The organism is Janthinobacterium longum (genome assembly GCF_051380735.1).
Taxonomy (GTDB): domain Bacteria; phylum Pseudomonadota; class Gammaproteobacteria; order Burkholderiales; family Burkholderiaceae_D; genus Janthinobacterium.
The window spans coordinates 138,398-153,451 of record NZ_JBNYXQ010000008.1 but is presented as its reverse complement, the minus strand read 5'-3'; the positions used below and the strand labels follow the sequence as shown (position 1 = coordinate 153,451).

Below are 15,054 nucleotides of genomic sequence, written 5' to 3'. Positions count from 1 at the left end.
ATTACTTTTCTTTGCCGAACAGGCCGGCCGGACGCAGCAGCAGCACGATAACCATCACCACGAACACCACGGTGGCCGAGCCTTCAGGATAGAACACGCGGGTCAGGCCCTCGATCACGCCCAGGCCCAGGCCCGTCAGGATGGAACCCATAATGGAACCCATGCCACCGATCACCACCACGGCGAACACGACAATAATCAGGTTCGAGCCCATCAGCGGCGAGACCTGGATAATCGGGGCTGCCAGCACACCGGCAAAGCCGGCCAGCGCCACGCCGAAGCCGAACGTCAGGGTCACCATCAGCGGCACGTTGATGCCGAACGCTTCGACCAGTTTCGGGTTTTCCGTGCCGGCCCGCAGGTAGGCGCCCAGCTTGGTTTTTTCGATCACGAACCAGGTCGCCAGGCATACCACAAGGGAGGCGACAACCACCCAGGCGCGATAGTTTGGCAAAATCATGAAGCCCAGGTCGGTGGCGCCAGCCAGCAATTCGGGTACCGCATACGGCTGGCCCGATACGCCATAAAACGAGCGGAACACGCCTTCGACAATCAGCGTGATGCCGAAGGTCAGCAGCAAGCCGTACAGGTGGTCGAGCTTGTACAGCCAGCGCAGCATGGTTTTTTCGATCAGGATGCCGAAGGCGCCGACGATGAGTGGGGCGATCACCAGCATGGCCCAGTAATTGATATCGAAATAGCTCAGGCCCATCCAGGCCAGGAAGGCGCCCATCATGTACATGGCGCCGTGCGAGAAATTAATGACGTTGAGCAGGCCGAAGATCACGGCCAGACCGAGGGACAACATGGCATAGAACGAGCCGTTGACGAGGCCCAGCAGCAGCTGGCTCATCATTGCTTGTAATGGAACGCCGAAAATTTCCATGGCATCACAGTATAAAAAGCACCGCCGGACGGCGGTGTGGTGTCAAGGGAGACGCACGGCCACGACTGGGCGTGGCCGTGCAAGGTGAAGCATGGCCAGTGCTGTCAGCTTATTTCCAGAGCGAACATTTCGATTCGGCCTTGGTCAGGTACGCTTGCGCACCAGGCACAGTGGCCACCACCTTGTAGTAATCCCATGGGTATTTCGACTCGGCCGGCTTTTTCACTTCCATCAGATACATGTCGTGCACCATGCGGCCGTCGGGACGCACTTCGCCGTTCTTGGTGAACATGTCGTTGATTTTGGTTTTTTTCAGGTAGGCCATGACCTTGTCGGAATCGTCTGTGCCGAGCGCCTTGACGGCTTTCAGGTAATTGCTTGCGGCCGAGTAGTCGGCTGCCTGCAGCATCGACGGCTCTTTCTTCATCTTGTCGAAATAGCGTTTCGACCAGGCCCGGGTTTCCGGATTCAAATCCCAGTACCAGCCATCAGTCAGGTACATGCCCTGCGTCAAATTCAGGCCCAGCGAATGGATGTCGTTGATAAAGATCAAAAGGCCCGCCAGCTTGACGGTTTTCGACACGCCGAATTCATTGGCGGCCTTGATGCTGTTGATGGCGTCGCCACCGGCATTGGCCAGGCCCAAAATTTGCGGCTTGGCCGCTTGCGCCTGCAACAGGAAGGAAGAAAAATCGGAGGCGCCCAGCGGATGCTTGACGCTGCCGAGCACCTTGCCGCCGGCCGCCTTGACGACCTCGGCCGTGTCTTTTTCCAGCGAATGGCCAAATGCATAGTCGGCCGTCATGAAATACCAGTTCTTGCCACCCTGCTTGACGATGGTGCCGCCGGTGCCGCGCGCCAGCGCCACGGTGTCGTAGGCGTAGTGCACGGTGTAGGGCGAGCACTCTTCATTGGTCAGGCGCGAGGAACCTGCGCCGATGGCAACAAACACCTTTTTCTTCTCGGCCGCGACCTTGGCCATCGCCAGGCTGGCACCGGAATTGGTGCCGCCGATCAGCATGTCGACGCCCTGCTGGTCGAACCACTCGCGCGCCTTGGAGGCGGCGATATCGGCCTTGTTCTGGTGGTCGGCGGAAATGAATTCCACTTTCTTGCCAGCCAGCACCACGCCGGCGTCGGCGATTGCCATCTTGATGGCTTCGGCGCCACCGAGGCCGTCGACGTCGGAATACACGCCCGACATGTCCGAGATAAAACCGATCTTGATGGTGTCGCCCGAGACCTGGGCGTGAGCGAAGGAGGAAAAGCCCACCGCGCAAATGGCAGCGGTGGCAATGGCGATAGCGTTACGTTTCATGGTGTCTCCGTTGGAAATTATTGTTTGCTATTGAATTCGATCGCTCGCACTACACGCCAAGCAGTTCGGTCAGTACCGGCATCTTGGCCTCCAGTTCGGATGCAGCAAAAGTCTCGACGATCTGACCGTGCTCCATCACATAAAACCGGTCCGCCAGCGGCGCGGCAAACCGGAAATTCTGCTCCACCATGACGATGGTGTATCCCTTCGCTTTCAAAGTGGTAATCATGCGCGCCAGCCCTTGCACGATGACAGGCGCCAGGCCTTCCGATATTTCGTCGAGCAGCAGCAGCCGCGCGCCGGTGCGCAAGATGCGCGCCACGGCCAGCATCTGCTGTTCGCCGCCGGACAGGCGCGTGCCCTGGCTGTGGCGGCGCTCTTGCAGGTTGGGGAACATGGCGTAGATTTCGGCGACCGACATGCCCTTCTCGCCGCTGGCCACGTTCAGTCTGGGCGGCAGCATCAGGTTCTCCTCCGTCGACAGCGAAGAAAAAATGCCGCGCTCCTCGGGACAATAACCAATGCCCAGGTGGGCGATCTTGTGCGTGGCCAAACCGATCGCCTCGACGCCGTTGACCTTGATCGAGCCGGTACGCGCGCCCGTCAGTCCCATAATGGCGCGCAAGGTGGTGGTGCGGCCGGCGCCATTGCGGCCCAGCAAAGTGACCACCTCGCCCTGCTGCACTTTCAGGTTCACATCATGCAAAATGTGCGACTCGCCATACCAGGTTTGCAGCTGCGAAATTTCCAGCGCCGGCGCTTTGTTGATCGATGTCATCAATGCGCCCCTTCCAGTTCGGCGTGGGTGGTGCCCATATACGCTTCCATCACCTGCGAATTGCGCGACACTTCGGCATAACTGCCTTCGGCCAGCATGGCGCCGCGCTGCAGCACGGAAATCTTGTCGCAGATGCCGGAGACCACGCTCATATTGTGTTCCACCATCAAGATGGTGCGGCCGGCCGAGACCTTTTTGATCAGCTCGGTGACACGGTGCACGTCTTCGTGGCCCATGCCCTGCGTCGGTTCATCGAGCAGCATCATTTCCGGCTCCATTGCCAGGGTGGTGGCGATCTCGAGCGCGCGCTTGCGCCCGTAGGGCATGTCGACCGTGATGGTGTCGGCAAATTCGGTCAGGTCGACCTCGGCCAGCAAGGCCATGGCACGGTCGTTGAGCTGGTTCAGGGCGCGTTCGCTTTGCCAGAAATGGAACGAGGTACCGAGCTGGCGCTGCAAGCCGATGCGTACATTCTGCAGCACGGAAAGATGCGGGAATACGGCAGAAATCTGGAAAGAACGTATCACCCCCATGCGGGCAATCTGGGCCGGTTTTGCGGCCGTGATGTCATTTCCATTGAACAGGATCTGTCCGGAAGTGGGAACCAGAAATTTCGTGAGCAGGTTAAAACATGTGGTCTTGCCGGCCCCGTTAGGGCCGATCAAGGCGTGGATATGGCCGCGCTCCACTTGCAGGTTCACATCGCTCACAGCGGTGAAGCCCTTGAATTCCTTGGTCAAATTTCTTGTTTCCAAGATGATGTTTGACATCGTGTCTCCTAGTTGTACTTTTTGTACTACTTAGTTTTTTTCATATTACACAACTTGAATTTGCCGCACAATACAGTATAACTACGGGGACTTTCGCCTCTCTATCATGGTGCAAGCGGCCTCAAACCGTATCGGGTTTCCAGCATTTTTGTATCATTTGTGCCGCTTTTTCGGCAATCATCACGGTCGGCGAGTTGGTATTGCCCGAAGTGATAAACGGCATGATCGAGGCATCGACCACGCGCAAGCCAGCCACGCCAATCACCCGCAACTGGCTGTCGACCACCGACAAGGGATCGCTGGCCAGGCCCATGCGGCAAGTGCCGACCGGATGAAAAATCGTCGTGCCGATCTCGCTGGCCGCCTGCACCAGTTCGGCTTGCGTCTGGTAATGCGGACCGGGCTTGTATTCCTGCGGAGCAAACCGCTGCAAGGCCGGCGCAGCAACGATGCTGCGCGTCAGGCGCAAGGCATCGGCTGCCACCTGGCGGTCTTCCGGCGTACTCAGGTAATTGAGGGTGATGGCTGGTGCTGCATAACTGTCGTTCGAGGCCAGTTCCACACTGCCGCGCGAAGTCGGGCGCAGATTGCAGACGCTGGCCGTAAATGCAGGAAATGTATGCAGGGGCGTGCCGAATTTGTCGAGCGACAAGGGCTGTACGTGATACTGCAGGTTGGGCGTGGCCTGGCCCGGGTCGGAGCGGGCAAACGCACCCAGCTGCGACGGCGCCATCGACATCGGTCCGCTCTGGAATAGCGCATATTGCAAGCCGATCTGCATCCTGCCCAGCAAATTGCCAGCCATCATGTTCAAGGTCTTCACGCCCTGCACCTTGAATACCATGCGCAGCTGCAAATGATCCTGCAAATTGCCACCCACGCCAGGCGCGTCGACCACCGGCGCAATACCATGTTGCCGCAGCAAGCCGGCCGGGCCTATGCCGGACAATTGCAGCAGATGCGGTGAACCGATGGCGCCGGCAGTCAGCAGCGTTTCACGCCGCGCCGTCGCCTGCCACTGCGTGCCGCCGCCCGTAAAGGTAATGCCGGTACAGCGCGGACCGTTTTCCGAAGTAGTGATTTGCAGGCGTTCCACGTGGCAGCCCGTCATGATGGTCAGATTTGGGCGCTGCGAGGCCGGTTTCAAAAATGCTTTCGAGGTATTCCAGCGTATGCCGCGGCGCTGGTTGACGTCGAAATAGCTGCTGCCGCTGTTATCGCCGCAATTGAAGTCCGGCGTTTTCGGGATGCCGACCTGTTCTGCGGCGTCGCGGAAAGCATTCAGGATATCCCACGATAAGCGCTGTTTTTCCACCCGCCATTCACCGCCGGCACCATGGTAGGGTGAAGCGCCGCCATGATAATCCTCGCTTTGCCTGAACAGCGGCAGCACCTGGTCCCAGCCCCAGGAAGCGTCGCCGACAAGCTCGGCCCAGCGGTCGTAGTCCTGTGCCTGGCCACGCATATAAATCATGCCGTTGATGGATGAACTGCCGCCCAGTACTTTTCCGCGTGGATAAATCAGGCTGCGCCCGCCCAGGCCCGCATCGGCCTTGGTGGAATACAGCCAGTCAGTACGCGGATTGCCGATGCAATGCAAGTAGCCGACGGGGATATGGATCCACACATAGTCGTCCTTGCCGCCAGCTTCCACCAGCAAGACGGTGGCATCCTTGTCACGCGTGAGCCGGTTGGCCAGCACGCACCCTGCCGTACCGCCACCGATGATGATGTAGTCAAATTCGCCTGCCGATTCCAATGAAGCTCCTTTCGGTAATACCTTTAAGGGTGGGCGGCGTGTCTCCTCGCCGCTTGCCATTACCAGAGTCTGTTCGTGCATGAGTCGCAAAACAGATTACCACCAGTGACCTTGCTCGGCGACATTAATTGCTCAGCCTGCTCCATGGCTGCTCAATCCGTGCTCAAAAAACACCGCTTTCTGCTGTGGATAAGTGTAGGGATATCCACAGGTACGATATGTGCGTAAACGAAAAATTTTTCAGAGGCGATTTTTTTATCCCAAAACTGTTGACGCGTCATACAGCGCTTGAACAGTGTTTATACGCGCGCCAAGTTTTTGTTTACAAGGATAAATCTGTACTTATCCACAGGAAAGTGCTGCGTTAACTACTATTACTATTCTTGTATACGGTCTTGTTAGAGTAAACCTGGTCACGTGCACTTGATCTCGCCATGGCAACGCTGCCAGCTAAAAAAATCAGGCACCAATGACCCGGCAAAAAAACGGCAAGCCGGCATATCAACATCGACGCTGCAAAACGGTTTTGCAGGAAACGACGCCTGTACGCATGCCTGCCGACAATCCAGGCAAGGCGTGCAAAATGAAAAAAAGGGGAATTTCAGAACGATTGTGGATAAGTCAGTCGATATCCACAGGATGACTTGTGCGTAAACATGAAATCAGCGCAGGGCCGATATTTTATACAATTTTGCTCCTTCAGCGATACAGGCCTTATGCAGGCTTTTTTTTACGCGTAAACAATTGATCCTGTTGAAAAAAAGCGACTTATCCACAGAAAAATCGGCGTTTACTATTACTACTATTTTTATATATCAATCTATTGTAAACCGACAAAAAAAGCGCGAACGCCGCCGTTTTTTCCAAAAACCGGCAAATACCGCAAAAAAAACGTTAACAGCGACCCTGACACCCACTGCCAAACCGTCTACAGGAATTCGCGGTCGATCCTGCGCAACATACTGGCCAGCCATTGAGGTGTGCCAACAGCACGGCGGCAAACGTGAAAACCGTGTTTTTTTGCTGGCTACTGTGGATAACTGCCTGTATATCCACAGGACGAGATGTGGGAAAAGTCCTTCTTTGTCCACAGGCTAACTTTTATCCCAAACAAGTCCTGCCTCGATACAATGCTTGTGCAAGGGCTTTTTTGTGGGCTAAGTGCTTGTTAACGCGCCTGTATACCGACTTATCCACAGAAAAAGCGTCGTTTACTATCACTACTATTTTTATGTATACATCTTTATTTAAAACACAGAAACCAACGCAGACCGTAGAAAAGTCACGTAAACGGTGCTGTTAACGTTTTCAACCGCGCAAAACCAGTGAAAAACACATGAATACAGACAAAAAAATGCGCCTGGGAATCATCAGTGCCCTGCATGAAGAACAGCAGGGGCTGGTAGAAGCCATGCAAGGGGCCGTCACGCGTTCGCACGGCATGCGGGTCTACACCCTTGGGCAGCTGTGGAATATCGACGCTGTGTGCGTCCTGTCGCGTCTGGGCAAGGTTGCTGCCGCCATGACGGCTTCTTTGCTTGTGGAAAAGTTCGGAGTTACCCACATCGTCTTTACCGGCGTGGCCGGCAGCGGGGATAGCTCAGTCAAAGTGGGCGATATCGTGGTGGCCGAAGCCTTGTTGCAGCACGATATGGATGCGCGGCCCCTGTTTCCCCGCTTCGAAGTGCCGCTGACCGGCTTGCAGCGCTTTGCCAGCGATCTGGCATTGAGCGAACAACTGGCCAGTGCTGCGCAGGACTTTTTGGGTGAAGACGCAAACACCGTGCTCGATCCGGTGGAAATCAGGCAATTTGGTTTACAGCAGCCACAAGTGCATCGCGGCCTGATTGCCAGCGGCGACCAGTTTATCGGCAGCGCCGCCCATCTGAACCAGTTGAAAGCGGATCTTCCGGACCTGCTGGCCGTTGAAATGGAAGGCGCAGCTGTCGCGCAAGTGTGTTTTGAACTGGGCGTGCGGTTTACCGTGATGCGCACGGTGTCCGATAACGCCAATGAAGAAGCGGCCGTCGACTTCATGCGTTTCGTGAACGGCGTTGCTTCGCGTTATGCTTTTGGCACCATCAAACGACTGTGCCAGCGTCTGGCCGGCTGATTTTGTATAAAAAAAAGGCAGAACCCGCCAGGTTCTGCTTTTGTTGAGCAGCTTACACGCTCAGCATCATCAGGCTGGCGTTGCCGCCGGCCGCCGTCGTATTCACGCACAGCGCCCGCTCTGCGACCAGGCGCCACAGAGGGATGGCGGAGTCAGCCGTTGTGTCGATGATGCCCACCACGGCCCCTTCACGGGCCGCCAGCAGCGTTTTGAGCTCGCCTGCCAGTGCTGCTTCTATCATGGCGATCTGGAAATCATGTTCGCCCGACGAAATATCCGTGATGACCTGGATGCGGTCTTTCAGCGCCGCCGGCAAGTCGGCCGGGATCAGGCTGACCGATTGGGCCAGCACCAGCGCCTGGTTACCGGTTGCCAGCACCGCCGCCAGCTGGTTCATCAGCACGCCCGAAGTGGCGGCCGCGCACAAGATGGTGCCGCGCGCGGCAAAGCTCAGGGTATTGCGCTCGCCCGTCGGACCCGGCAAGACGATGGTGCTTCCCAGCAAGGTCGTGCGCGTGTATTCCTGAGCCAGCTGCATCACCTGGTCGTGGCCGTGCATCTTGGCCCAGACGATCAGCGCATCAAGCGCTGGCGCTGCCTGGCGCTGGTGCTGCGCTCCGGCCGGCGCATTGCGCTGCAGGCGTTTCAGATACAGCGGGCCGCCCGCTTTCGGACCGGTCCCCGACTTGCCTTCGCCGCCGAATGGCTGCACGCCGACCACGGCACCGACGATATTGCGGTTCACATAAATATTGCCCACATGTGCGCGCTGGGTGATGAAATCAATCGTTTCATCGATGCGCGTATGAATCCCCAGCGTCAGGCCATAGCCGCTGTTATTGATCGACTGCACCAACTGCGGCAACTGGGCGCGCTTGTAGCGGATGACGTGCAGCACGGGGCCGAACACTTCTTGCGTCAGCTGGTCCAGCGACTTGATTTCCAGCACGGTCGGCGCGACAAACGTGCCTTCCACGGGCGGCAGGTCGAGCGAAAAATGGTCGAGCGCCACGGTTTTCATGCGGTTGATATGGGCCAGCAGGTTGCCTTGCGCTTCGAGATCGATGACGGGGCCAATATCGGTTGCCAGGCGGTCAGGATTGCCGACGCGCAGTTCCTGCATCGCACCCTTGAGCATTTTGATGGTTTTGTCGGCAATTTCTTCCTGCAGGAACAAAACGCGCAAGGCCGAGCAGCGCTGGCCAGCGCTGTCGAACGCCGACGACATCACATCTTGCACTACCTGTTCCGGCAAGGCCGAGGAATCGACGATCAGTGCATTCTGGCCACCGGTCTCGGCTATCAATGGAATATCGATGTTTTCCGCCACGGCGCGCGCAGCCAGGGTACGGTTGATCAGCTGCGCCACTTGGGTCGATCCGGTAAAGATCACGCCTTTGACGCGCGCATCCTGGCATAGCGCCGCGCCGACGACTTCACCGCTGCCGGGCAAAAATTGCAGGGCGCCGCGCGGCACGCCCGCTTCGTGCATCAATTGCACCGCGCGCCAGGCGATCAGCGGCGTTTGCTCGGCCGGCTTGGCCAGTACCACATTGCCGGCTGCCAATGCAGCGGCCACCTGGCCCGTGAAAATGGCCAGCGGGAAATTCCATGGACTGATGCAGGTCACCGGACCCAGCGCCACGGTAGCCGGCGCATGGTCGACCTCGGCCGCGTAATAGCGTAAAAAGTCGACCGCTTCGCGAATTTCGGCGATCGCGTTCGGCAGCGACTTGCCCGCTTCGCGCACGGCCAGCGCCATCAGCTCGATGTGATGCTCTTCGAACAGATCGGCGGCGCGGCGCAGCGCATGGGCGCGCAACGACGCTTCCGTGCCCTGCCATGCGGGAGCGAAGGCGCTGGCGGCGGCCAGCGCTGTTTCCACGTCGGCCGGGCACGCTTCAGCGACCTTGCCTACCTGGTCATCATGACGCGCCGGATTGCAGATCATCAATGTGGGGGCGTTCAGGCTGACAGCGCCATCGATCAATGGCGACGCTTGCCAGGCGTGTGTCTGCGCCAGGCCCTCGGCCAGCGCGCGCAAGGTGTCGTCGTTGGACAAGTCGATGCCGGCAGAATTCTTGCGCTCGCTACCGAACATGGCCTGCGGCAGGGCGATCGCCGGATGCGGCAAACCGCCCTGCAGCCGAGCCTGTTCGATCGGATCACGGATCAGGCTGTCGATGGCCACGTTTTCGTCGACGATCTGGTTCACAAACGACGAATTGGCGCCGTTTTCCAGCAGGCGGCGCACCAGGTAGGCCAGCAAGGTTTCGTGCGAGCCGACCGGCGCATAGATGCGGCATGGCTTGTCCAGATTGGCCGTGCCCACCACCTGGTCGTACAGGGTTTCGCCCATGCCGTGCAGGCACTGGAATTCATAGTCAGTGATGCCGTCGCGCCTGGCCCAGGTGTAGATCGTCGCCAGCGTTTGCGCATTATGGGTAGCAAATTGCGGGTAGATCAGGCTGCTGGCGGCCAGCAGTTTTTGCGCGCACACCAGGTAGGATACGTCGGTGTAGACCTTGCGCGTATAGACTGGATAGCCGTCCTGGCCATCGACCTGGGCGCGTTTGATTTCAGCATCCCAATACGCACCCTTGACCAGGCGCACCATGAATTTGCGGCCGCTGCGCCGGGCCAGGTCGATCAGGTAATCGATGGCGAACGGGCAGCGTTTTTGATACGCCTGCACCACGTAGCCGATGCCTTCAAAGCCGGCCAGATCCGCATCAAACGCCAGTGCTTCCATCAGGTCGAGCGACAATTCCAGGCGGTCGGTTTCTTCCGCATCGATATTGAAGCCGATGTTGTATTGCTTGGCCAGCAGCAACAGCGCTTTCACGCGCGGCAGCAATTCGGCCAGCACGCGGGCACGCTGGGCGCGGCTGTAGCGCGCATGCAGGGCAGATAATTTGACGGAGATGCCGGGGCCGTTCTTGATGCCACGCCCGTTCGACGCCTTGCCGATGGCGTGGATCGCCGTTTCATACGAAGCGTAGTAGTTGAGCGCATCCTGTTCGGTCAGGGCTGCTTCACCGAGCATGTCGTAGGAATAGCGGTAGCCGCGCGTTTCATTGTCGCGGCTGTTTTTCAGTGCTTCTTCGATGGTCTGGCCCGTTACGAACTGATTGCCCAGCATGCGCATCGCCAGGTCCACGCCTTTGCGTATCAACGGTTCGCCGCCCTTGGCGATCAGGCGGGTCATGGCTGAACCCAAGCCCGACTCGCTGCTGGTACCGACCAGCTTGCCGGTAATCAGCAAGCCCCAGGTGGCCGCATTGACGAACATCGACGGCGATTCGCCCAGATGCTTTTTCCAGTCACCCTTGCTGATTTTGTCGGCAATCAGGCGGTCGGCCGTCTGAGTGTCAGGTATACGCAACAGTGCTTCGGCCAGGCACATCAGGGCAACCCCCTCTTCCGAGGACAGTGAGAATTCATGCATCAGTGCATCAACACCGGACGAGCGTGTGCGTTTTTGGCGCACGGCCGCCACCAGCCGGTGCGCCAGCGCCTGGCCTTCGGCGGTGGTTTCGGTGCTGGAAGGACGTACCTGTTGCAATAGCCACTGGACGGCGGAAACCTCGTCGCGCCTGTAGGCGGCAGTGATGGCGGCACGTGGCGCCGTCGCTGGAGGCAAAATTTCCGCCTGGAGCGCGGCGAATGGATGCGGGGTAAAAGCCGGGTGGCCAGCAGGGTGCATAGGGACTCTTTACAAGGAAAAAGATGACGGAACCGGCGGTATTTTTTGCCCTTTTTTAGTGCAAAATAATACAGAAAGTCGGATGCTAAGATGATTCGATTGTAAAGGGGATTCTTATGGATTAATTCTGGTAATACAGAGGGCTAGCAATAGATAGTTTTTGATGCGACAATTTAACCAAATAATATTTATTTGGGGAGTGCTTCGGATGCTGGACAAGATAAGCAAGAAAATCTTGATGGAATTGCAGAGCGATGGACGCATCAGCAATGTGGAGCTGGCCGCGCGCGTGAACCTGTCACCGGCCGCCTGCCTCGAGCGCGTGCGCAAGCTGCACGAATCGGGCTACATCATGGGCTATACGGCCCAGTTGAATCCGCAACTGCTCGACGTGTCGCTGCTGGTGTTTATCGAGGTCGTGCTCGACCGCACCACGCCGGAAGTGTTCGACGCCTTCAAGCATAGCGTACAAATCATTCCGGAGGTACTGGAATGTCATATGGTGGCCGGCGGTTTCGATTATCTGGTCAAGGCGCGCGTGAAAGACATGGCGGCCTACCGCGAATTCCTCGGTAAAACCTTGCTGCAAAAAGGCGTGCGTGAAACCCACACTTATGCGGTGATGGAAGAGGTCAAAAATACCACCAAACTGCCGATCAAATGACCTCGCTTGCATCCCGTCATTTTTCCGATTGAGCTAAGCGGATAAATGTTGTAGGGTGGAACTACAAATCTGCCATCCGGTAGCCGCCTGATACGACGCGCAGACGTCGGGATCAAGGTGCGGTGCGTGCAATCGTGCACACCCGCATCCGGCTACAGCTTGCCCCGACTGGGGCCGGTACGGATTCTCGCAGCGGGGGACAAATGAAGCAGTTGCCGCACCAGATGGTACGTTTCTTTCTATTCACGCTCGCGGCCATCGTGCTGGCCTGTTGCCTGGTGTTCCTGCTGCAACTGGCGGGCGCCACTTCCCCTTACCTGATCGCCGTGCTGGCCGCCCTGGTGGGGGCGGTGCTGCTTGCCATGGCGAACCGCAGCGATGGCAAGCAGGGCCTGCAGCTGTTTGCCGGCACGGTCGGGCGCGCCATCGACGCCATCATGATAGGCGCGGCGGAAACCTCGTATTTTGTCGATTCGGTCAAAAAGAAAGTCGACCTGGATGTGCAGACGGCCAGCGATATCGCCGACAGTTCCGAACAGAATGCGCGCACCACCGAAAAAATTGCCGCCAATGCCGAGCGGGCTGCCAAAGTGGCCGCCGGCGTACGGGTCGAAAGCGTGGCAGCGCGCGCCGAACTGGACCAGGGCTTGCAGCGTGTCCACCGCGCGCGCGAAGACGCGCAGGCGGCGTCTACCGCCATGCTCAGCCTGCAAGACAAATCGAAACGCATTACCGGCTTTACGGAAGCGATCTCCGATATTTCCGCACGCACCAACCTGCTGGCGCTGAATGCCGCCATCGAGGCGGCGCGGGCCGGCGAACATGGCCGCGGCTTTGCGGTGGTGGCCGGCGAAGTGCGGCAACTGGCGCTGCGCACCAAGGAAGCCAGCGACGAGATCAGCGTGATGGTGCGTGAAATCAATCAGCAGGCCGAGCTTGCCGCGCGCGACATGCAGTCGCTGGCCGCCGGCGTGACGGAAGCGGCGCGCAATGTGGAAAGCGTGCATGGCTCATTGAGCCATATCGAGGAATCGTCAGGTGTGTCGGAAGACGAGATCGGCCAGATCGCGCGCGCCTCGCGCGAACATGTGGACACCACGCAAGTGATCGCCGACGCCATCGCGCAGATACGCGACAGCATGTTGTCGACCAATACCGAATTGCCGCGCGCCACGCAGTCGGCGATGGCGCTGGCCGAACGGGCCGAAGTGATCGCCAGCGCGCTGGGAGAATCCACCGTATCGACCCCGCACGACGAGATCCGCATTGCCGCCCAGCAGGCCGCGCACGCGGTGGGCAAGTTGTTCGAGCAGGCGATTGCCGCCAGGCGCATCACGCGCGAGGCGCTGTTCGACCGCCACTACCGGCCTATACCGAATACCAATCCACCCAAGCACAGCACCCTGTTCGACGCGTTTACCGACAAGGTCTTGCCGGACCTGCAGGAAGCGTTATTGGTCGCCCTGCCCCAGCTGGCGTATGCGGGTGCGGTCGACACGAATGGCTATTTTCCGACCCACAACAAGAAATTTTCACAGCCGCTGACGGGTGACTACGATCACGATATCGTGCACAACCGTACCAAGCGCATCTTCAGCGACCGCACGGGCGCGCGCTGCGGCAGCAATACCCGGCCGTTTTTGTTGCAAACGTATAAAAGGGATACGGGCGAGGTCATGCATGACCTGTCGGCGCCCATCTATGTGGACGGCAAGCACTGGGGTGGGTTCCGCGTCGGCTACCGCTCCAGCAACGCCTGATTAAAGCTACTGCGCGGTGCGATTTGCGGCCTGCGATGCTCGCCGTACTTTAGTACGGCTGTGCTTCTCAGCCACAACTCACATCCGCTCGCTACGCTTTCCTCAGGCGTTGTCGTGGCATTGATCAAGCTGATCAATCGATGTGGGGTTTGGCGGTGACGCCACCACCGGCGGCCGTGGCCGAGCGCAACACCGGCGTATTCATGCCTTCGAGGTGATTGCGCAGCCATTTGTGGGCCGGGCTGCGCGCGTCGCGTTCGTGCCACAGCATGTCCAGGTGGACCGCCGGCAAGGTCAGCGGCAAGTCCTTGTACAGCAGCGATTCGGTCATGCCGGTCGAGGCAATCAGGTGACGTGGCAGGACCGTGATCAGGTCGGAGTTGGCCACCACGCGGCCGGCCGTGAAAAACTGGTTCACGGTCAATAAAATGCGCCGTTCGCGGTGGATCTGCGACAGCGCTTCGTCGATCAGGCCATGAGCGCGGCCGGAAAAACTCACCAGCAAGTGATTCGCGGCGCAATAATTGTCCAGGGTCAGCTCCTGGTTGGCCAGCGGATGGCCGCGCCGCATCACGCACACGTATTTGCCCGAGTAAAGGCGCTCGTGGCGGATCGGTGAGCCTGTTTCACTCGACAATTGCGCCGCTACCCCGGGGAAGAAGCCGACTGCCAGGTCGATGTCGCCACGCAGCAACATCGGCCGCGGTTCGCGCGTGGTCAGTGGCATCATGCGCACATTCACGCCCGGTGCCTCGCGCTCGATCGAGCGCATCAACGACGGCAGCCAGAACGCGGCGGTGGCGTCGGCCATCGCCATGCGGAAGGTGGCATGGGTTTTCGAGACATCGAAGGTTTCCGGCGTCACTGCCGCTTCCAGGCTGGCCAGGGCTGAGCGTACGGACGGCCACAGCGCTTCGGCGCGCGGCGTCGGCTTCACGCCATACGCCGTGCGGATCAGCAATTCATCGCCCAGACTTTCACGCAGGCGCTTGATGGCGTTCGATACCGCCGGCTGTGTCATTGCCAGATGGCCGGCCGCACGCGTCAGGTTTTGTTCCGTCATGACGGCGTCGAAAACACGCAGCAAGTTCAGATCCAGCGTCAGAAAACTCATGGAAAGTCCAAGGTAAAGTTGAATTCAGAGAAATTATTTACCAGTGTAAACCGCGCCGGGGCGGATTGATTTCACTGGTAAAAAAATATTACAGTTTTCCATTCATGATTCATATAATTGGTATCAGAAAATGGAATTAGATTTATATGTTGCACCGCACTATAGTACTGCCAAATTCTATAATGC

General features: G+C 58.4%; 10 protein-coding genes. 3 read left to right on the top strand and 7 right to left on the bottom strand.

What is annotated here, in order from left to right; genetic code table 11:
- Position 1: 1 nt before the first annotated feature.
- The 5 genes from ACQ4WM_RS19360 to ACQ4WM_RS19340 form a co-directional block, all read right to left on the bottom strand.
- A complete protein-coding gene (locus tag ACQ4WM_RS19360) occupies positions 2-886 on the bottom strand; it encodes a branched-chain amino acid ABC transporter permease (protein ID WP_436548289.1) in 885 nt (294 codons plus the stop codon).
- A gap of 109 nt (positions 887-995) precedes the next feature.
- A complete protein-coding gene (locus ACQ4WM_RS19355) occupies positions 996-2,204 on the bottom strand; it encodes an ABC transporter substrate-binding protein (protein ID WP_436548288.1) in 1,209 nt (402 codons plus the stop codon).
- A gap of 49 nt (positions 2,205-2,253) precedes the next feature.
- Positions 2,254-2,982, bottom strand: coding sequence for an ABC transporter ATP-binding protein (locus tag ACQ4WM_RS19350; protein ID WP_436548287.1), 729 nt, complete (start codon positions 2,980-2,982; stop codon positions 2,254-2,256).
- On the bottom strand, positions 2,982-3,752 hold the full coding sequence (locus tag ACQ4WM_RS19345) for an ABC transporter ATP-binding protein (protein ID WP_436548286.1): 771 nt from the start codon (positions 3,750-3,752) through the stop codon (positions 2,982-2,984). Before ACQ4WM_RS19345 ends, ACQ4WM_RS19350 begins: the two co-directional genes overlap by 1 nt.
- A gap of 121 nt (positions 3,753-3,873) precedes the next feature.
- Entirely contained in the window at positions 3,874-5,511 is a 1,638-nt protein-coding gene (locus tag ACQ4WM_RS19340) for a GMC family oxidoreductase (RefSeq protein ID WP_436548285.1), read from the bottom strand.
- 1,354 nt (positions 5,512-6,865) lie between these two features.
- Here ACQ4WM_RS19340 and ACQ4WM_RS19335 point away from each other — a divergent pair.
- Positions 6,866-7,624 (top strand): 5'-methylthioadenosine/adenosylhomocysteine nucleosidase, encoded by a 759-nt coding sequence (locus tag ACQ4WM_RS19335; RefSeq protein ID WP_436548374.1) that lies wholly within the window; start codon positions 6,866-6,868, stop codon positions 7,622-7,624.
- Between the two features lie 52 nt (positions 7,625-7,676).
- Here ACQ4WM_RS19335 and putA read toward each other — a convergent pair whose 3' ends face one another.
- Positions 7,677-11,330: a trifunctional transcriptional regulator/proline dehydrogenase/L-glutamate gamma-semialdehyde dehydrogenase gene (putA, locus tag ACQ4WM_RS19330; RefSeq protein ID WP_436548284.1), complete on the bottom strand. Its 3,654-nt coding sequence runs from the start codon at positions 11,328-11,330 to the stop codon at positions 7,677-7,679.
- Positions 11,331-11,538: 208 nt separating this feature from the next.
- On the opposite strand from putA, the gene ACQ4WM_RS19325 reads away from it, so the two are divergent.
- Both ACQ4WM_RS19325 and ACQ4WM_RS19320 read left to right on the top strand, forming a co-directional pair.
- A complete protein-coding gene (locus ACQ4WM_RS19325) occupies positions 11,539-11,994 on the top strand; it encodes an Lrp/AsnC ligand binding domain-containing protein (protein ID WP_010393827.1) in 456 nt (151 codons plus the stop codon).
- Positions 11,995-12,197: 203 nt separating this feature from the next.
- Positions 12,198-13,754 (top strand): methyl-accepting chemotaxis protein, encoded by a 1,557-nt coding sequence (locus tag ACQ4WM_RS19320; RefSeq protein ID WP_436548283.1) that lies wholly within the window; start codon positions 12,198-12,200, stop codon positions 13,752-13,754.
- A 133-nt stretch (positions 13,755-13,887) separates the two neighbouring features.
- On the opposite strand, the gene ACQ4WM_RS19315 is transcribed toward ACQ4WM_RS19320, so the two are convergent.
- Positions 13,888-14,868, bottom strand: a complete 981-nt coding sequence (locus ACQ4WM_RS19315; RefSeq protein WP_436548282.1) for a LysR family transcriptional regulator — start codon at positions 14,866-14,868, stop codon at positions 13,888-13,890.
- Between the last annotated feature and the right edge of the window lie 186 nt (positions 14,869-15,054).